Raw genomic sequence first — 18,046 nt, 5'->3', positions numbered from 1 at the left:
ACGGCGAAACGGCGCAATGGCGCACGAAGGCCCCGCCCGGCAAGGGTTTGGGGCCGGTCATAAGAATTTGCTGTTGCCGCGAATTTGATTTCTTGTTGGACGCTCCCTCCATCGTTTTGCACACTCAAATGGACGGTCGGCCTCATGCGTGCTGATGCTGCTTAGCGGCGCACACTGGCCGACCCCCGATTGTCGACACCGATGGATGCCTCATGACTGTGACTGCCCCGCGCGCCCAACTCTGTATCTGGACGAATATCGATCCGGCCTCCGAAGCCGATTTCAACCGCTGGTACGACCGCGAACACATGCAGGAGCGCGTCGCGATTCCCGGCTTCCAGTTCGCCCGGCGCTTCAAGGCGCTGCATGACAGCGCCCGCCCGTACCTCGCGCTCTACTGCACGCAGGACGCCGGCGTGTTCACCAGCGAGCCGTATGCGCAGGCCTTCAATCATCAGACGGAATGGTCGCTGCGCAACTTCGCGCGCATGCAGGGCACGCAACGCCGCGTCGGCACGCTCGATGTAGAAGCCGGTGAAGGTCAGGGCGGCATGCTCGCTGCTTTCGTGTTGACGGAGGCGGCCGTGGCGCAGGCGCGCCCTCGCCTCGACGCCCAACTCGCGGAGATCGCACAGGGCGATGGCATCGTGCGTGCCACGCTCCAGGTCACCGTGCCCACGCTCTCCGTCTCGCTCACGGCGAAGGACGCCGCACTGCCGCCGGCTGACGCCGTCGTGCTCATCGAAGGCACAGATCCGGACGCGGTACGTATCGCCGCTGAAACGCTGGCGGCGAGTTACGGCCTGCCCGCCTCCGACGTGACCCGCTTCGCCATGCTGTGGCGTCTCGGTGCCAACGACGACTGACGTCGCGCGCTTAGTTCTCTTTGCTCCCCTCTCACGGGGTCGGTCTACCCGGCTGACCCCGCGCACCCCCGGAGACATCCATGACAACGTATTCGAATACCCGGGACACCCGGGACACAGGCACCGCATCAGGTGTCGCTGCCGCGCCCGCCAAACAAGGCGCGAACAAGGGCCGACTGGCGACGGCCAGCATGGTCGGCACCACGCTCGAGTGGTATGACTTCACGGTCTACAACACGCTTGCCGCACTCGTCTTCAATCATCTGTTCTTCCCGTCGATGGACCCGCTCGCGGGCACCATCCTCGCGTTGTCGACGTACGCCGTCGGCTACGTCTCGCGCCCGCTGGGCGGCTTCGTGTTCGGCAACCTCGGCGACAAGATCGGACGACGCGCCGTACTGGTGCTCACGCTCGTCGTCATGGGCCTGACCACGGGTCTGATGGGCCTGCTGCCGACCTATGCCTCGATCGGCATCTGGAGTCCGGTACTGCTCGTCGCGTTGCGTTTCGTGCAGGGTGTGGCGCTGGGCGGCGAATGGGCCGGTGCGGTGCTGCTCTCGGTCGAACATGGCGATCAGCGCAAGCGCGGGTTGAATGCCTCGTGGACGCAGGTCGGGCCGTCGTTCGGTACGTTGCTCGCGACCGGTCTGATTGCACTCATCACGCTGTCGATTTCGCCGGACGAGTTCCTCGCCTGGGGCTGGCGCGTGCCGTTCCTGCTGAGCCTCGTGCTGGTGGCGTTCGGTCTGTGGGTGCGTCGTGGCGTGGAAGAAACGCCGATGTTCGAAGAAATGCAGCATTCGGACCGTCAGGCGGAAATGCCGATTGCGGACGTCTTCCGCAAACACTGGCGCAACCTGCTGGTCGCGGGCGGCTCGCGTATCGGCTCGGACGTGCTCTACGCCCTGATGGTCGTCTTCACGTTGACGTATGTGACCGGCACGCTGCATCTGTCGCGTCCGCTGGCGCTCACGGCGGTGCTCGTCGGCACCGCGTTCAATGCACTGACGGTGCCGCTGTTCGGCGCGCTGTCAGACAAGCTGGGCCGCCGCCCGGTGTATGGCTTCGGCGTGCTGTGCGCGGTGATCTGGGCCTATGGCTTCTTCGTGTTGCTCGACACGTCGAGCCCGGCGCTGATCGTGCTGTCCGTGGTCATCGGTCTCGTGATCCACGCGATTATGTACGGTCCGCAGGCGGCGTTCGTCACGGAGCAGTTCCCGACGCGTGTGCGCTATGCCGGTTCGTCGCTGGCTTACACGCTGGCGGGCATTCTCGGTGGTGGCTTCGCGCCGCTGATCATCGTGACGCTCTACAAGGAGTACGGCACGACGCTGTCGGTGTCGCTGTACGTGACGGCGGCGCTCGCGATCACCGCCATCGCGTTGTTCGCGGCGAAGGAGACGGCCCACAAGCCGCTTCGCGACTGACGTAATCGACGTCAAATAAACGACGGCACGCTCTCGAGCGTGCCGTTGTCGTTTGCGGCGTCTCTATGCGTCGTCGTTATTGCCAACGCGCTGTTTCACTGCGTCGGCGCGCACAACTCCGTGAGACTGGCGAGATCGCCACGTTGCGCGAGTTGATGGACGTGACGGGCGAAGACGTCGTACTGCGGGGCTCGTGTGCTGAGATCGCGCGACCAGTCCATCAGATCGGTAATCGCCCCCATCGCGATCAACTGACGGGCTTCCACCAGCCGCTCGCGCGGCGGACGCACCATAGCGCGCTCTTGTTCCACTTCGCTGATGGGAGCCTCGCCACGTTGCAGGTCGAGCAGACGCGCCAGCGTGTTGCGCAGGTCCGCCAGTTCGACGGGCTTGAGCAGACACGCGTCATAGCCGCGCTCGCTGCCTTCCCCCTCGCTGCCAGCGCCCGCGACCGCCTGCGGCGATGCAGAGACGGCCAGCACCGGCACCTCGGGCCAGCGGCGGCGTGTGGCGCGTGCCACCGCCAGTCCGTCGGCGTTGGGCATCATGTGGTCCGTCAGCACGAGGTCCGGCTGGGGCACTTTGGGATTGCCCAGCGCGGCGATGAGCGCGACGCCGTCGCCGAAGGTGCTCACGGTGAAGCCCAGACTGGCCAATTCGTCATGCAGGAATTGACGGATTTCGGGGGAGTCTTCGGCGAGCCAGATGTGATACCCGGTGCCGTCGAGCGGTGGCAAGGCGTGCGTGGCCCCTGCGAACGATTGCGGCACGAGATCCGCTTCGCGCGCCACGCGCAGCGGTAGCGTGAACGTGACCTTCGTGCCGACGTCGGGCTGGCTGTCGATCACGATCGTGCCGTCCATGCGCTCGATCCATTGCCTGACGATAGCGAGTCCCAGCCCCACGCCGGGCAGACGTCGCGCGCGGTCGAGCCGGGCGAAGGGTTCGAACACACGCGGCAGGTCGTCCTTTGCAATGCCGCAGCCGGAGTCCTCCACGCCGAAGCTCACATGCACGATGTCTGCGCGAGTCGCATCGGGGGTGGCGGACAGCGACAACGTGATCGTGCCGTCCGAGGTGTACTTCGCCGCGTTGTCGAGCAGATTGCCGAGCACCTGACGCACCCGCTTGGCGTCGAAAGCGAGCAGCGGCGGCAGCGACGCACGCACGTCGAGCAGGAAGGCGTTGTCGTGCTTGCGCGCGAGACTCATGCCTTCGTGCACCATGCCGTCGACGAACGCGTGCGTGTAGACGGGGGCGACGTGCAGCGCGTCGGCGGCGCCACCGCCCGCGTATTCGATCAGGTCGTTGACCATCGCGAGCATGTGATGCGCGCTGCGACGGATGATGCGGCCCCGGTCGGCGTCTTCGCGTCCGCCCGATTGCACTAGATCGGCAAAACCGATGATCGACGTGAGCGGCGTGCGCAGATCGTGGCTGATGCGCGCGAGGAAGTCGCTCTTTGCGCTGTTGGCTTCGTCGGCGGCGATGAGGGCGGCTTGCAGTTCGCGCGTGCGGGTGTCGACGGCATTGGCGAGCCGCACCTGTTCTTCGCGGCGCGTTTGCAGCACCTCGCGCTGTGCGGCACGCTGTTCGCGCACGAGTTCGCGCGAGCGTCCGGCGATGATGATGGTCAGCATCAGCAGCACGGAGAAGTTGGTGCTCCACGCCATCGCCGTGTTGGCGAGCCAGTCCTCCGGCAGCAGGCCGTAGATGATCGCGAGCCGCCAGAACAGCACCAGACAACCGGGCGAGAACGAGAGCAGGCTCAGGCGCGCGTTCTTGAACCCGCGTCGCCAGCCGTCGGCCAGCGAGACGACCCAGATCACGTTGAAGACAGTGAGCAGTTGCAAATGCGCGAACGCGGCCACACGGTGATCGCCGAACAGCACCCACAGTGCCATGAACCCCATGAGGCCGATCATCGCGCGATACAGCCAGCGCCATAGCGTCACGCGCTCAAGACCGGCGAAGATCATCAGCATCGCGCTGAACACGCCGACGGTCAGCGTCGAGAAAAAGCTCGGCGCGCGCACGATGAACTCGCCGCCCTGCGGCAGGAAGTAGCGATACAGGAAGCCCTGAAACGCCATGTCCTGCGCCACCTGCGTGATGGTCGTGAGCGCGAGCAGCACGAACACCGGATCGCGGCGGGAGATGCCCAGCACGAAGGCATAGAGCGCGATGGAGAGCATCGAACCGACGAGCAACATGGCGATCATGGCGTTGCGCGATTCGGACTGTCGGAAGTCGTCCGGCTGCCAGAACTGCGGCACGATGCTCACCGACGAGCGGGTCTCCACACGCACGAGGAACGTGAGCCGTTCCCCCGGAAGGAGCGTGATCGGGAAGACCGACGTCTCGGACACGATAGGGTGCTGGTCGAGCGGCACGGTGTGCCCGGCGCGCCACGTTTCGGTGGGCTGCGTTGCGCCGAACGGCATCGCATAGAAGCGCACATCCTCCAGTCGCACGATGCCGACGCTCAGCCAGCGCGTGACGGGCTCGTTGCTCGGATTCGAGACGTTACCGGTGAGCCAGAATGCCGAGCGGCTGTAGCCCGCATTGAGCATCTGGGGCGCGACGTTGCGCCAGCCGGGTGCTGCGAGTGCCTGCGTGGCATCGAGGCGTCGGGTCGGGTCTTCGAGCAGACGTAGCTGTCTGTCGAGCTTGAGGGGCGAGGGCGCGTCGGCGAGATCGATGAACGCCGGGGCGGTCTGGACGGCGACAGGTGCGATGTTCGTCGATGTCGTCGCTGCGGTGGCTGTAGCGGCTGTAGCGGCCGTCGCGGCCGTCGCCGTGCCCGGCAGACAGAACGTCACGACCAGCGCGATGAGCGCAACGAACGTGAGCGCAATGCGCGTCAGCCAGATGGAAGGGGGCGAGGAGGACCGGCGCGTCACTTGCGCCGGTAAGTCCGCTGGCGCAGTGCTCATGCCTGCGTCGATCCCGAATTGTCGGGGGCGAGATACGTCTGCGCGCCCTGTTCGCGGAACCCGCTGGGCGGTATGCCGAAGCGCTCGCGGAAGGCGGTGGCAAAGTTGGCGGCGCTGGCGAAACCCACGGCGCTCGCAATGTCCTGCACATCCAGCGATGTCTCGGAGAGCAGGCGTCGCGCCTCCTTCATGCGTTCTTCGCGCAGGAAGTCGAACACCGTCACGCCGACACAACGGCGGAACGCGAGATTGAGACGGCGCGTGTTCGTGCCGACGGCACTCGCCAGACCGGCCAGCTCAGGCGTCGTGCCGAGCTGGTCGAGCAGCAGCGCACGCGTGGCGCGAAACAGCACGGCGTCCAGCGTGTGGGCCTGCACGGGCAGCGGCGCGTGCTTGTCGGTGTCGGCTGCGGTGGTGGCGTTGGCTGTCGGCGCTGCGCTGTGGGCGGGCGCGGATGGCGTCGTCTTCAGGTGGATCGACAGCCGCAGCCGGACCTCTTCGAAATCGTACGGCTTGGTGACGTAATCGACGGCACCGGCCGACAAGCCAGCGACACGCTCGCCGGGCAAGGCGGCGGCCGTCAGAAAGATGAGCGGGATGTGCCGGGTGCCGGGGTCGGCCTTGAGCAGGCGGCACGCGCCGAGGCCGTCGCATACCGGCATGCGGATGTCCATGAGGATCAGATCGGGCTGCACGGTGCGCGCTTTGGTGTACCCGTCGCGACCGTCCTGGGCGATGTAGACCCGGCAGCCCTGCTGGCTGAGGAAGTCCATCAGCAGCATGCGGTCTTCCTGATTGTCGTCGACGACGAGCACGCGCACACCCGAGAGCTGGCGGGCGTGCGGCGACGCAGGCCATGCGCCGCTCTGACGCGGGGTTGCCGTCGCCACAGCAGCAGGTGTGGCGGACGTGGCAGACGACTGCGGGGGCAGGTGACGATCGCTCATGATGGTCGTCATTCTTTCACATTCGCTTGGGCGCGCTGCACCGAACCGGGGCGAATATCGACGTGCGGGAAATAAATTTCCGCCGGGCAAACGAGAGATGCCGTCGGGCAAAGGTGAAGTCATGGCGCGCCGTACCGGCTCAGGTAAGGTCAACCGTCGGGTTCGCAGCGGCGGACGACCGGCGTGTAGGTGATCGGGGGGTCGTCTGCCGCTGGCGTGTGCCGCAGGGCGAGCCCGGCCCCCCCGGGGGGGCGCGGGTGCACGTCAGAGGCTTACTCCGGTGCCGTCCAGACCACGTTCGCGCCGACCGAGCACAGATTCTCGACGAAGCGCGGGTGGGCGCGGCGGATCGGCTGCGCGTTCTTGATGGTCGACTGACCGTCGATGCTCGCTGCCACCATCAGCAAGGCAATCGCCACGCGAATGATGTACGGGCTTTCCACGACGGCAGGCGACAGCGGCACGCCGCCGAACGTGATCAGACGGTGCGGATCCGATTGGAACACGTGCGCACCGAACTTCGACAGCTCCGTCGACCAGCCCATCGCGCCGTCATACACCTTGTTCCAGAACATCGCGCTGCCTTCGGCCTTCACGCCCAGTGCGATGAAGATCGGCAGCAGATCCACCGGGAAGTACGGCCACGGGGCCGCTTCCACCTTCGTCAGAATGTTCTGCGTGAACGGGGCCTGCACCTTGAGCTTGCCCTGCGCGGTGGCCGTCGACCAGCCGTCGCGATGCTCGACCTTGATGCCGAACTTCGCAAACGTGCGGTCGATCAGCGGGAACTGATCGGGGGCCGTGTTCTTGACCGTGATCTCGCCGCCGGTGATCGCGCCGAGCGCGAGGAACGTGGTGATTTCGTGGAAGTCCTCGGCGAAGCGGAATTCGCCGCCGCCGAAGCGCTCGACGCCTTCAATCGCCAACTGCGACGTACCGACGCCTTCGATGGGCACGCCCAGCATCTGCATGAAGCGGCAGAACTCCTGCACGTGCGGCTCGGACGCGGCGTTGTTCAGTTGCGAGCGACCCTTCGCGGTGGCGGCGCACAGCACGAAGTTCTCAGTGGTCGTCACCGAGGCGTAGTCGAGCCAGTGATGGATTGCCGGGCGGGCGTCGTCGGCGTGAATCAGCAGCGAGCCGGCGGTGCGCTCGACGCGCCCGCCGAAATGCCGCAGCACTTCGATGTGCGGATCGATCTCGCGCACGCCGAGCGTGCAGCCCTTGATGTTGTCCTCGATGCGCGCAACGCCGAAACGCGCGAGCAGCGGCGGCACGAGCATGATCGACGAGCGCATCTCTTCGGGCAGATGGTCGGTGCGCGGATCGAACTTCGTATTCAGATGGTGGACGTCGAGAATCCCGGCGTCGAAATCGACGCTCACGTCGCTGCCGAGCTGACGGAAGATGTCGAGAATCTTACGGACGTCGGTGATCTCGGGCACCCCGATCAGGCGCACGGGCTGATCTGTCAGCAGCGTGGCGCACAGCACCGGGAGAACGGCATTTTTGTTGGCGGAGGGCGTGATGCGGCCGCGTAGCGGCTGGCCGCCGTGGACTACCAGATGGGACATGGGCTTCCTTCGGGCTTGGTGCCTTAATACGTTCGAGCGGGGGGCAAAAGTGGCTGGCGGGCCGCAGGCCCGTCGCGATCAGGCGCAATATACTCCGATTTGGGCATCCGTCTCATGCAACACTCGCACACGTGGTGTGATGTCGGGTCACGCCCCGCCCGCGAACGCCTCGGCGAAGATTGCGCGGAAGTCCGGTGTCTCGGCGGCAGCCGCCCGCGTGAGTACCCGCGCTTCGAGTTCATCGAGATGCGCAGTGGCCAGCGAGATGGCCGCCTGCGTCTTGCCGTCACGCAACTGGCTGACGAGTTGCGCGTGTTCGGTGGGGGCGCAATGCATGAATTCCGCCGGGTCATACAGCGCCTTGTATAGCTCCGTCTTGGCGACGAGCTGATGCGCGAAGGCGTCGAGCTCCGCGCTGTCGGCCATGCCGATCAACTTCAGATGGAACTCACCGGCGAGGCGGATCGAGCGCTCATGCGTGCCGTCGGCGTGCGAGCGCGCTTCGGTGTCGACGTGGGCGTCGAGCACCGCGAGCTGCGCGTCGTTCAACCGGCCGCAGATGCTTGCGATCACGCCGGTTTCCAGCACGCGTCGCGCACGGTAGGTCTGACGGATGTCGTCGAGCGAGGGCTGCGGCACGAACGCGCCGCGATTGGGTTCGAGCACCAGCTTGCCTTCGAAGCCGAGCCGCGCGAGCACCTTACGCACTGCGCCACGCGTGCAATCGAGCGCCTGCGCCAGATTGCGTTCGCGCAGCGGCATCCCCGGCCGGAGCTTGCCCGAGAGCAACGCCTGCGAAATCGCCGCGTACACGCGGGCCTCGATCTGCTGACCTGCGCTGCCCGTCGCGCCATCTCCCTCGGCGTCGAGCGCTGCCGGGTCCGGCCCCGTGATGGGGGCGGCCTGAACGCGAGGGACGTCGACAGACGCGGCGGACGAGGGCGGTGCTGCGGTGCGGCTCAAGCCTGATCTCCTGAAATTTGTCGCTTCGCATGAAAGTGCGCGGGCGTGGGCCGAATTGTACCTGCCGCCCCGGGGCATCCGATATGGCGTGACATCGCTTACCGAGGCAAATCCGACGCCAATCCGACGCCGACCTTCCCACGATGCCCATTCTCCGGAAAACCCTAGGTTTGGCCCCTCTGCGCGACGCGACCTTGCATTTCGGCAAATCGTTACCGATAATGGTCAACAAAAATGGTTAACCATTTGTTGATGTTTGGTTGATGATATGGCAAATCGACACGATGTGCCATTCACCCCGACGTCGACGACATGGACAAAGCCACCGAACGCATCAGGCCGCCGGGATTGCAAACGAGCGGCCGCCTTATGAATCCCTTGGGTCTGGAGACGTCATGAAACCCGTACATTGCCTGGCCGCGCTTCCCATCGCGGCCTTTTACAGCGGCGGCTGGCTCGCCGAACATGTGGGTACCCGGCTGGCCGGGCTGCCTTTTCTGATGACGTGGAACATCGTGTGGCTGTTGCTCACGTCGGTGATCATGCTCGTGATGTTCCGCTTCGACGGTTCGCGCGATGCGGCCCAGCGCACGGCGCAGCAGGTCGCGGGTGAGCGCCGCGACCATGACGGAGCCGCATCATGAACGCGGCGCTTGCCGTCATCGCGGCGTTTCTGGCCTTTGCGCTTTTCGTGGGGTTGCGCGCACGTCGCGGGCGCACGATGAGCCTCGAACAATGGGCGGTGGGCGGTCGTGGCTTCGGCACGCTGCTCGTGTTCTTGCTGATGGCCGGTGAGGCCTTCTCGACGTTCACGTTTCTGGGCGCGAGCGGCTGGGCGTACAGCAAGGGACCGCCCGCGTTTTACATCCTCGCTTACGGGGCGCTCGCGTATCTGCTCGGCTACTGGATGTTGCCCGCTGCGTGGCGTCACGCGACGAAGCACAACTGCGTGTCGTTCTCCGACTTCTTCGCCACAGCGTACCGGTCGCGTGCGCTGGGTGTCGTGGTGTCGCTGGTGGCCGTGCTGGGCATGAGCGCGTTGCTCATCATTCAGCTGCGCGGGTTGGGCATCATCGTGTCCGAAGCGTCGTACGGCACGATTCCCCCGGCCGTGGCGATCTGGTGCGGCGCGATTGCGATGGTGGTCTACATCACCGTGTCGGGCATTCACGGCTCGGCGAGCATCGCGATTTACAAGGACATCCTGATCCTCGTGATCGCGATCTTCCTGGGCATCTATCTGCCGCTGCATTACTTCGGCGGTTTTGGCGAGATGTTCGACCGCATCGAGGCGGCGCGCCCGGGCTTCCTGCAAATGCCCACGAGCGGCCTGACGCTGTCCTGGTACAACTCGACGATTCTGCTCACGTCGCTCGGTTACTACCTGTATCCGTACGTCTTCACGTCCGTGTATGCGGCGAAGACGGAAAGCGCCGTGCGCAAGAATACGATTCTGATGCCGCTGTATCAGATGGTCATCGCGTTCATGTTCTTTGTCGGCTTCGCGGCCATTCTGCAAGTGCCGGGACTGACCGGTGCGGACTCGGATCTGGCGCTGTTGCGCATCGTCAAGCAGACGTTCTCGCCGTGGTTCGTCGGCGTGATCGGCGGGGTAGGGGTGTTGACCGCGCTGGTGCCCGGTTCGATGATCTTGCTCAATGCGTCGACGCTGATTGCCAAGAACATCTATCGCGACGGTTTCGCGCCACAGGCGAGCGAAGCGACGGTCGGCAAACTGGCCAAGCGCGTGCTGCCGGTGTTCGGTCTGGTGGCGGTGTTCTTCGTGTTGCGTGGCGGTGCGACGTTCGTGGCGCTGGCGCTGTTTGCATCGAGCCTGCTCACGCAGTTGTTCCCGTCGTTCGTGGCGAGCTTGCTGCCGCGTCCGTTCGGTAACAAGTACGGCGCGTTTGCAGGGATCGGCGCGGGCGCGCTCGTGTTGCTGGCTGCCGTCGGGTTCGACGTCACGCTGCGCATGTTGCCCGGCGCGTCGGATACCGTGGCGTCGATCAACATGGGGCTGGTGGCGCTGGCGGTGAACGCGGTGACGTTCGTCACGGTGAGCATGCTGACGCGATCCCGGAATGTGGACGGAAGCAGTGTCGATAGCGACGCCGAAGCAGGACTCTTGAGGAAAGTATGACAACACTGGAAATTCGCAATGCGCGCGGGCTGGACGGCACGTCGGTCGACGTGCGCGTCGAGCACGGGAAGATTGCGGCCATCGGGCCGTCGTTGCCTGCATCGGTCGACGGCAGCACTCGCAGGATCGATGCGCGCGGCGCTTTGCTGATGCCCGGGCTGGTAGAAGCGCACACGCACCTCGACAAGACGACATGGGGCATGCCCTGGTACGTGAACGAATGCGGCTCGCGACTCATCGACCGCATCGACAACGAGCGTCAGTGGCGTGCCACGAGCGGCCACGATGCGGCGGCAGCGTCGCTGGCGCTTGGCCGTGCATTTCTCGCGGCAGGGACCACGCGGCTGCGCACGCACGTCGACATCGATACCGACGCGGGCCTGCGTCATCTCGACGGTGTGCTGGCTACGCGCGAGACGCTGGCGGACACGCTCGATATGCAGATCGTGGCGTTCCCCCAATCGGGCGTACTCGATCGCGCGGGCACTGTGGAGTTGCTCGATGCGTCGCTTGCGCGCGGAGCCGATGTGCTCGGCTGGCTCGATCCGTGCGCCATCGACCGCGACCCGAAGGCGTCGCTCGACGCCATGTTCGCACTCGCCGACAAGCATGGCTGTCCGGTGGACATCCATCTGCACGAGCCGGGCGAGATGGGCGTGTTCTCGTTCGAGTTGATGCTTGAGCGCATTGTGGCGCTGGGCATGCAGGGCAAGGTCGTGGTGTCGCACGCCTTCTGTCTGGGAGAACTCGACGCTGCGCGCGCCGATGCATTGCTCGCGCGTCTGGCCGATGCCGGTGTGGCGCTCATCACGACGGCACCGCCGTCGCGCATCGTGCCGCCGCTCATGGCGTGCCGCCGTGCGGGTGTGACGCTGGCCGGGGGCAACGACGGCATTCGCGACACGTGGACGCCGTACGGTTCGCCCGACATGCTCGAGCGCGCCATGTTGATCGGGCTGCGCTACAACCTGCGTCGCGACGACGAACTGGACATCGCGCTCGATTGCGTGACGCATCAGGGCGCACGTGCGTGCTGGTTCGACGACTACGGTCTGCATGTCGGCGCGCGCGCCGATCTCGTGCTGGTCGACGCGTTGAACGCGGCGCAGGCCATCGTGACGCGTGCATCGCGTCGCTGGGTGGTCGCGAACGGTCACGTCGTCGTGAACGAGGGCGTGGTGGTATGACGCTTTGGCTGGCCATTGTCGCCGTCGGGCTGACGCTGCGACCCACGCTCACCTCCATCAGTCCGCTGTTGCCGCAGATTCGCGAGGCGACCGGGATGACGTATCCCGTGGCGGCGCTGCTCACATCGCTGCCGGTGCTGGCGATGGGCGCGGGCGCATTCGCGGCGAGCGGGCTGACGCGTCGCTTCGGTGAGCGCCGCGGTGTGTTGCTCGGACTGGTGGCACTTGCGCTGGCCTGCGGCGTGCGCTTTTTCGCCGACGATACGGTAACGATGATTGCGACGGCGCTGGCGTCGGGCATCGGCATCGCCATCATTCAGGCGTTGCTGCCGGGCGTGGTGAAAGCGAACTACAGTGCGGCGCGCATGACGTCGATGATGGGGCTGTACTCTGCTGCGCTCATGGGTGGTGGCGGCCTCGGGGCGGCGGCGAGTCCGTGGGCGGCGTCCGAGGCGGGCGACTGGCGCGTCGGGTTAGGTATGTGGCTCGCGGTCGTCGGCGTTGCGGCGCTGGCGTGGTGGCGTGCGCCGCTGAAGGTGCATGCCGTCGCTCACGGCGTCACCCCGGCCGCAACGTCCACAACTTCCGGCAAGCCGCCGTCGATGCTCGACTTGTTGCGCAAGCATCGTGCGTGGACGCTGGCCGTCTACTTCGGTCTCATCAACTGCACTTACACGACGATGGTTGCGTGGCTGCCGCCGTTTTATCAGCAGCGAGGCATGAGTGCGACGCAAAGCGGCGCATTGCTCGCCGGACTGACGGCGTGTCAGGTCGTAGCGGCGCTGATGTTGCCGTGGCTGGCGCGCCGCAATGTCGACCGTCGCCGGTGGCTGACACTCGCGCTGGCTGCGACGCTCGCCGGTCTGGCCGGTCTTGTCGTGGCACCGGATGCTGCGCCGTGGTGGTGGATCGGTGGCATCGGCTTCGGACTGGGCGGCACCTTTTCGCTCGGACTGGTGCTCGCGCTCGATCACCATGCACACCCGCGTCATGCGGCCGCGCTCGCGGCTTTCATGCAGGGCGTGGGCTTTTGCATTGCCGCCGTGGCACCGTTTGCGTCTGGCGCGGTGATGGCGATGACGGGCAGCTTCATGCCGTCGTGGATCGGTCTCATCGTGCTCAACGTGGCGCTGATTGCACTGACGTGGCGCTTCGATCCGCAGGGCTACGCGTCGGCGCTGGGCCTATCGCGCGACGGGCATACAGGACAGCGTCAAGGTGCCTGACGCCCTATGCCAGACGTGCTCTGACGGTGGCGTCGATGGGCGATTGATGAGTCCGGGAATCGTCCGGTGCGTTGCGCACGCGAGACAGGTGGGCGCGATGCAAAAATCATGCGAGCGCCTACGCAATCCGCGCTAAGATGGCTCATCGTGTGATGTCGCAGCGGAGCTTCGTCGCGAGACCGTCGCTCCCGGCCTAACCCGTTCCCTCGGTGGTTCGAACTTAGCAAGATCAGGGACAAGCGCCCCTTGGGCCAGGTTGGCTGCGTGCTGCCGGAAACCAGGGGAGAACGGATGCTCGGAAAGTCGCGCAGGGCCGTGGGACGATCGTTCGGGACGTTACGCGTCGCGCTCGGTGCCTGCAGCGTCGGCGCATCGCTGTTCGCCGCATTGTTGCTCGCAGCGTTTCCGACTCACGTTTTGGCTGCCGACACCGTCTTTCCGGGAGCCGCGCCTGCGAAAACTGCATCTGCCCCGTCCGCCTCATCCTCCGCGTCGTCCCCTGCATCGGCGAAACCCGTGACCGCCACCCCGGCATCTGCCGCGACCGGCGTCGATCAACGCGTCATGCGCAGCGACGGCGCGTATGCCAACCTCCACGTCTTCCGTCCTCAAGTGGCGTGTAATGGTGTCGTCGTCGTGAGCCCCGGTGCGGGCGACGACCGCGACGCGATGTCGTGGCTCGGGCGAGCGCTCTCGCAATACGGCTGGCTGACGGTGACGATGGCGCATCAGGAGAGCGGACGCGATTCGCTGCGCGACCGGGTGCGCAACGGCGGTTTGCGCGACGGATTGCTTGCCCTCACTACGGACCCCGAAGCGTATGACGACCGTCTCGAAGATGCGGGTGCGGCGCTGCGCTGGGCGCGTAATCAATGCCACGCGGGGCCTGCCGTGCTGGCGGGGCATTCGATGGGGGCAGTGACCGTCATGATCGAGGCGGGTGCGAAGAACAAGCTCGGGCTCGACAGCGACGACCGCTTCGACGCCTATATCGCGCTGTCGCCGCAGGGCAAGGGCGCGATCTTTCCGGCGGGGGCGTGGCATGACGTGCGCAAGCCCGCGCTGCTCGTGACGGGCACGCGCGACGACCCGCTCGAAGGCAAATGGCAGACGCGCACCGAGCCGTTCGCCGACATGCCGCCGGGGTGTCACTGGCTCGCCGTGGTCGATGGCGCGACGCATTTCAACTTCGCGGGATTCGGTTACGGGCACGGCGACATCGAAGCGAAGATACTGCCGTTGATCGAGCGGTTTCTCGACAATGTGCGCGGCCATCGGTGTGCCGTGCCCGCGCCCGCTGCTGGCGTGAAGTTCGATACCAAGTAAGACGATGGCCGAACAAGACCTCACGCGCGGCCCCATCGGCAAGACCTTGTTCTGGTTCTCGCTGCCGGTGCTGGGCAGCAACGTGCTGCAATCGCTCAATGCGTCGATCAATGCGATGTGGATCGGCCATTACCTTGGCGAGTCGGCGCTCACTGCGGCGTCCAACGCCAACATCCTGCTGTTCTTCCTGCTCGGTGTCGTGTTCGGCATCAGCATGGCCAACACCATCCTCATCGGTCAGTCCATCGGCGCGAAGAATCACGTGCTGACTCAGCGCATCGTCGGCACGAGCGCGACATTCTTCATCCTGATGTCGACGGCTGTGGCCGTGTTCGGCTACATCTTCACGCCGGAGTTGCTGCGCGCGCTGGGCACGCCGAGCGATGCGCGCGAGTTTGCGGTGGCGTATCTGCGCATCATCTTCGTGGCGTTGCCGGTGATGTACTTCTACAACTTCGTGATGATGGCGTTGCGCGGGGCGGGCGATGCACGCACGCCGTTCCGATTCATGCTGTTGTCCGCTGGGCTGGATGTCGCGCTCAACCCGTTGCTCATCTTCGGCTGGGGCCCGATTCCGCCGTTCGGCATTGCGGGCTCGGCGGGCGCGACGCTCATCGCGCAGACCGTGAGTCTCATCGCGCTCATGTACACCCTGTACAAGCGCCGCGATCCGCTGTGGCTCACGCGCAAGGATTGGAAGTACCTGTGGATCGACATGGGGTTGCTGCGGCTGATCGTCGTCAAGGGACTGCCGATGGGGTTGCAGATGGTGGTGATCTCGTCGTCGGCGATGGTCATGATGGGATTCGTCAACGGTTACGGATCGCAGACCACGGCGGCCTACGGGGTCGCATCGCAGTTGTGGACGTACGTGCAGATGCCTGCGCTGGCGATCGGTGCGGGGGTGTCGTCCATGACGGCGCAGAACGTCGGGGCGGGCTTGTGGGATCGTGTGTCGAAGATCGGGCGTGTGGGCGTCGGGCTGAACTTCGTCATGACCGGCACGCTGGTGATCGCGATTCTGTTGTTCAACCGTCAGTTCATGAATGCGTTCCTGCCGGACGACGGCTACGCCATTTCCGTCGCGCAGCACATCAATGCCGTGGTGGCGTGGTCGTTCGTGCTGTTCGGCGTGACCATCGTGCTCTTTGGCGTGGTACGGGCGACGGGCGCGGTGACAGCGCCGCTCGTCATCCTGTTCGTGTCGCAGTGGGTGATCCGGCTGCCGTTCGCGTGGCAGATGCAGAAGACTTGGGGCTCGGAGGCAATTTGGTGGAGCTTCCCGCTGGGGTTTGCTGTCTCGCTCGTGATGGCGCTCACGTATTACAAGTGGGGCAATTGGCGCGGGGTACGCATGTTGCCCAAGGGACCACCTGCCGTGGCGCAAAGCAAGGATGCGGCGGGCGCTGCTGCGGGACCGGCCCCTGTTCCGGTTCCACCGACCTCGATGACGGCTGAGCCGTCTCCGTCTCCCCAACCGTCTCCCAATACTCAGGACGCGCAGAACGAACCGCGCGCCTGACGAATCTCCTCACGCTTTACCTTCCCTCTTGTCACTGCGCGTTCGCGATCCAGGGCGATGCGGATTCCGCCAGTGCCGTGCGCAGCCAGTTCAGCAGTGTTGCCTTCGCCGGATTGTCGGCGAACGGTTCGCGGGAGAGTGCGACGTAGCCTGAGCCATCGCGGATGAAGCTAGCGGGGGCGACGAGGCGTCCGGCGTTCAGTTCGTCGCACACCATGTAGACCGATCCGATGGCGGCCCCGAGGCCTGCGCCAGCGGCTTGCAGACTCAGATAAAAGTGTTCGAACGGCGGCGTTGCCGGGTTGGTGCTCGTCTCGAAGCGTTGCGCGCGTTCGGGCGACGGTGCGGCGCGCATGGCGCGCTGCCAGTCCTGCCAGGCGTGCGGACGCGTGCGCGTGTGGAGGTACGAAATCGGAAGCGAGTCGAAGGCCGAAGGGAGACCGACGGGGCCGATCCATTCGTCGGCGAGCGGCTCAGCGATGAGCGAATGTCCCCAGAAGAAGTCGTTGCGTCGAATGGCGACGTCGACACCGGCGCTTTCGAAGTCGAGGGGGCCACCGGCGGAGTGGAGGTGGAGCGAGATGCCGGGGTGCGCTTGTGAGAAGGCGGCGAGGCGGGGGATCAGCCATCGCATTGCGAGGGTCGGTTCGCAGGAGACGACGAGCGTGTCCGAGGGAGAGGGGGGATGTAGCGAGGCGACCGTGGTGGCGAGTTGCTCGAACATCTGCCGGGTGGTGGCGTGGAGCTTTTCGCCTGCGGTGGTCAGGAAGACGGCGCGGTTACGGCGTTCGAAGAGGGGGAGGCCGAGGGCGAGTTCGAGGGTTCGGATTTGTCGGCTGACGGCGCCGTGCGTGACGAAGAGTCGGTCGGCGGCGCGGGCGAAGCTGAGTTCGGTGGCGGCGACGTCGAAGACCTGAAGGGCGTTCAGGGGAAGGGGGCGAGAAAGGGGGCGGTGTGGAGATCGCGTCATACGTGAGAAATTATCACGGATAGGCGGGCAAATAGATCGTTTTTCCGGAGAGGCGGAAATAGCGAAAATGCAGCCTGAGAAGCGACAGTACGGATGGGAAAAATAAGAACGTAGACGTAAAAGGTGCGATGAGCGGGGGATTAGGGCCCTGTTCTGAACCGAGTTGGGTCTGTGTCTGAGGGGCGGAATAGGGCCCTGGTCCCCTGCGGGGTCGAGTACGGAACGGGAAGATCGGGCACAAACAGGAAGGGTGAAAGAAAGTCATGCAAGAGCTGATAGCAGTAATGACGATCACGGTCTTGGCGGTGATCAGTCCGGGCGCGGATTTTGCGATGGTGACGCGAGCGAGCTGGCGTCATGGGCGGCGGGCGGGGTTATGGGCGGCATTGGGGATTGCGGCGGGCGTGCAGGTGCACGTGGCGTACACGCTAGTGGGGGTGGGGTTGTTGATCGTGCAAGTGCCGTGGTTGTTCACCGTGATCAAGTGGATTGGCGCCGCGTATCTGGTGTACATCGGATGGCGGACGTTGCGCGACCGGTCGCCGGTCGTGGACGTCACGCAGGAGAGTGGAGCATCCGCGTCACCGGAAGCGGGCAATGCAGCCCCCACCCGCTGGCGCGAGGCCTTCCAGGCGTTCCGCACCGGCTTTTTCACTAACGCATTGAATCCGAAGACCACCTTGTTCGTGGTGAGTACCTTCACGCAGGTCGTTCATCCGGGCACGGGCTGGGCACTCGGCCTGGCGTACGGGGCGTTCATGTCGTTTGCGCATTGGGCGTGGTTCAGCCTTGTGGCGCTGGGATTCTCGGCGGGATGGATGCGCGAGGCGATGGTGCGGCGGCAGCATCTTGTGAGACGGACCATCGGCGGCGCGCTAATGACGTTGGGCGGATTGCTGGCAATGGCGAGTCGCTGATGCCACGTCGGGTGACGGGAGCGGTTTCCGGGCGATTCCGCCCCG

14 protein-coding genes and 1 pseudogene are annotated in these 18,046 nt (G+C 65.4%); 9 read left to right on the top strand and 6 right to left on the bottom strand.

Annotation, left to right across the window (positions count from 1 at the left end; genetic code table 11):
• Positions 1-212 precede the first annotated feature (212 nt).
• Both ACIQWO_RS21595 and ACIQWO_RS21590 read left to right on the top strand, forming a co-directional pair.
• Positions 213-866: a hypothetical protein gene (locus tag ACIQWO_RS21595; RefSeq protein ID WP_402828742.1), complete on the top strand. Its 654-nt coding sequence runs from the start codon at positions 213-215 to the stop codon at positions 864-866.
• An 80-nt stretch (positions 867-946) separates the two neighbouring features.
• Positions 947-2,293 carry an MFS transporter gene (locus ACIQWO_RS21590; protein WP_402828740.1) on the top strand — a complete coding sequence of 449 codons (1,347 nt, stop codon included), beginning with the start codon at positions 947-949 and terminating at the stop codon, positions 2,291-2,293.
• Between the two features lie 95 nt (positions 2,294-2,388).
• On the opposite strand, the gene ACIQWO_RS21585 is transcribed toward ACIQWO_RS21590, so the two are convergent.
• From ACIQWO_RS21585 to ACIQWO_RS21570, 4 genes are all read right to left on the bottom strand, one after another.
• Positions 2,389-5,229 (bottom strand): ATP-binding protein, encoded by a 2,841-nt coding sequence (locus ACIQWO_RS21585; protein WP_402828738.1) that lies wholly within the window; start codon positions 5,227-5,229, stop codon positions 2,389-2,391.
• A complete protein-coding gene (locus ACIQWO_RS21580; protein WP_402829198.1) occupies positions 5,226-6,011 on the bottom strand; it encodes a DNA-binding response regulator in 786 nt (261 codons plus the stop codon). The genes ACIQWO_RS21585 and ACIQWO_RS21580 overlap by 4 nt, the downstream gene beginning before the upstream one ends.
• A gap of 437 nt (positions 6,012-6,448) precedes the next feature.
• Positions 6,449-7,750 carry a UDP-N-acetylglucosamine 1-carboxyvinyltransferase gene (locus ACIQWO_RS21575; RefSeq protein WP_150809096.1) on the bottom strand — a complete coding sequence of 434 codons (1,302 nt, stop codon included), beginning with the start codon at positions 7,748-7,750 and terminating at the stop codon, positions 6,449-6,451.
• Between the two features lie 147 nt (positions 7,751-7,897).
• Positions 7,898-8,713, bottom strand: a complete 816-nt coding sequence (locus ACIQWO_RS21570; protein WP_402828736.1) for a GntR family transcriptional regulator — start codon at positions 8,711-8,713, stop codon at positions 7,898-7,900.
• Between the two features lie 395 nt (positions 8,714-9,108).
• Between ACIQWO_RS21570 and ACIQWO_RS21565 the strand changes: the two genes are divergently transcribed.
• The 6 genes from ACIQWO_RS21565 (at position 9,109) to ACIQWO_RS21540 (ending at position 16,114) form a co-directional block, all read left to right on the top strand.
• Complete coding sequence (locus ACIQWO_RS21565) at positions 9,109-9,357, top strand: DUF3311 domain-containing protein (protein WP_402828734.1); 249 nt, start codon at positions 9,109-9,111, stop codon at positions 9,355-9,357.
• On the top strand, positions 9,354-10,853 hold the full coding sequence (locus ACIQWO_RS21560; protein WP_402828732.1) for a sodium:solute symporter: 1,500 nt from the start codon (positions 9,354-9,356) through the stop codon (positions 10,851-10,853). Before ACIQWO_RS21565 ends, ACIQWO_RS21560 begins: the two co-directional genes overlap by 4 nt.
• Positions 10,850-12,040, top strand: coding sequence for an amidohydrolase family protein (locus tag ACIQWO_RS21555; RefSeq protein WP_402828730.1), 1,191 nt, complete (start codon positions 10,850-10,852; stop codon positions 12,038-12,040). The genes ACIQWO_RS21560 and ACIQWO_RS21555 overlap by 4 nt, the downstream gene beginning before the upstream one ends.
• The gene (locus ACIQWO_RS21550; RefSeq protein WP_402828728.1) at positions 12,037-13,266 is read left to right on the top strand and encodes a cyanate transporter; all 1,230 of its coding nucleotides are present in this window, start codon (positions 12,037-12,039) and stop codon (positions 13,264-13,266) included. Before ACIQWO_RS21555 ends, ACIQWO_RS21550 begins: the two co-directional genes overlap by 4 nt.
• 516 nt (positions 13,267-13,782) lie before the next feature.
• Entirely contained in the window at positions 13,783-14,592 is an 810-nt protein-coding gene (locus tag ACIQWO_RS21545) for an alpha/beta hydrolase family protein (RefSeq protein WP_402828726.1), read from the top strand.
• A 4-nt stretch (positions 14,593-14,596) separates the two neighbouring features.
• Positions 14,597-16,114: an MATE family efflux transporter gene (locus ACIQWO_RS21540; RefSeq protein ID WP_402828724.1), complete on the top strand. Its 1,518-nt coding sequence runs from the start codon at positions 14,597-14,599 to the stop codon at positions 16,112-16,114.
• A 31-nt stretch (positions 16,115-16,145) separates the two neighbouring features.
• On the opposite strand, the gene ACIQWO_RS21535 is transcribed toward ACIQWO_RS21540, so the two are convergent.
• Complete coding sequence (locus ACIQWO_RS21535) at positions 16,146-16,838, bottom strand: LysR substrate-binding domain-containing protein (protein WP_402829196.1); 693 nt, start codon at positions 16,836-16,838, stop codon at positions 16,146-16,148.
• 84 nt (positions 16,839-16,922) lie between these two features.
• Positions 16,923-17,084 (bottom strand): annotated as a pseudogene (locus ACIQWO_RS21530) (LysR family transcriptional regulator); the annotation flags it as partial.
• Between the two features lie 263 nt (positions 17,085-17,347).
• Between ACIQWO_RS21530 and ACIQWO_RS21525 the strand changes: the two are divergent.
• The gene (locus ACIQWO_RS21525; RefSeq protein ID WP_402828722.1) at positions 17,348-18,001 is read left to right on the top strand and encodes a LysE family translocator; all 654 of its coding nucleotides are present in this window, start codon (positions 17,348-17,350) and stop codon (positions 17,999-18,001) included.
• The last annotated feature ends 45 nt before the right edge of the window (positions 18,002-18,046 follow it).

Source organism: Pandoraea sp. NPDC090278, assembly GCF_044772185.1.
Classification (GTDB): domain Bacteria; phylum Pseudomonadota; class Gammaproteobacteria; order Burkholderiales; family Burkholderiaceae; genus Pandoraea.
The sequence above is the reverse complement of the archived record's forward strand: the minus strand, read 5'-3'. Positions and strand labels throughout refer to the sequence as shown.

Excerpts from the sequence above, each read along its gene's own strand:
- ACIQWO_RS21595 (WP_402828742.1), top strand. The coding sequence starts at position 213 with ATGACTGTGACTGCCCCGCGCGCCCAACTCTGTATCTGGACGAATATC.
- ACIQWO_RS21590 (WP_402828740.1), top strand. The coding sequence starts at position 947 with ATGACAACGTATTCGAATACCCGGGACACCCGGGACACAGGCACCGCA.
- ACIQWO_RS21585 (WP_402828738.1), bottom strand. The coding sequence starts at position 5,229 with ATGAGCACTGCGCCAGCGGACTTACCGGCGCAAGTGACGCGCCGGTCC.
- ACIQWO_RS21580 (WP_402829198.1), bottom strand. The coding sequence starts at position 6,011 with ATGCTGCTGATGGACTTCCTCAGCCAGCAGGGCTGCCGGGTCTACATC.
- ACIQWO_RS21575 (WP_150809096.1), bottom strand. The coding sequence starts at position 7,750 with ATGTCCCATCTGGTAGTCCACGGCGGCCAGCCGCTACGCGGCCGCATC.
- ACIQWO_RS21565 (WP_402828734.1), top strand. The coding sequence starts at position 9,109 with ATGAAACCCGTACATTGCCTGGCCGCGCTTCCCATCGCGGCCTTTTAC.
- ACIQWO_RS21560 (WP_402828732.1), top strand. The coding sequence starts at position 9,354 with ATGAACGCGGCGCTTGCCGTCATCGCGGCGTTTCTGGCCTTTGCGCTT.
- ACIQWO_RS21555 (WP_402828730.1), top strand. The coding sequence starts at position 10,850 with ATGACAACACTGGAAATTCGCAATGCGCGCGGGCTGGACGGCACGTCG.
- ACIQWO_RS21550 (WP_402828728.1), top strand. The coding sequence starts at position 12,037 with ATGACGCTTTGGCTGGCCATTGTCGCCGTCGGGCTGACGCTGCGACCC.
- ACIQWO_RS21540 (WP_402828724.1), top strand. The coding sequence starts at position 14,597 with ATGGCCGAACAAGACCTCACGCGCGGCCCCATCGGCAAGACCTTGTTC.
- ACIQWO_RS21535 (WP_402829196.1), bottom strand. The coding sequence starts at position 16,838 with ATGTTCGAGCAACTCGCCACCACGGTCGCCTCGCTACATCCCCCCTCT.
- ACIQWO_RS21525 (WP_402828722.1), top strand. The coding sequence starts at position 17,348 with ATGCAAGAGCTGATAGCAGTAATGACGATCACGGTCTTGGCGGTGATC.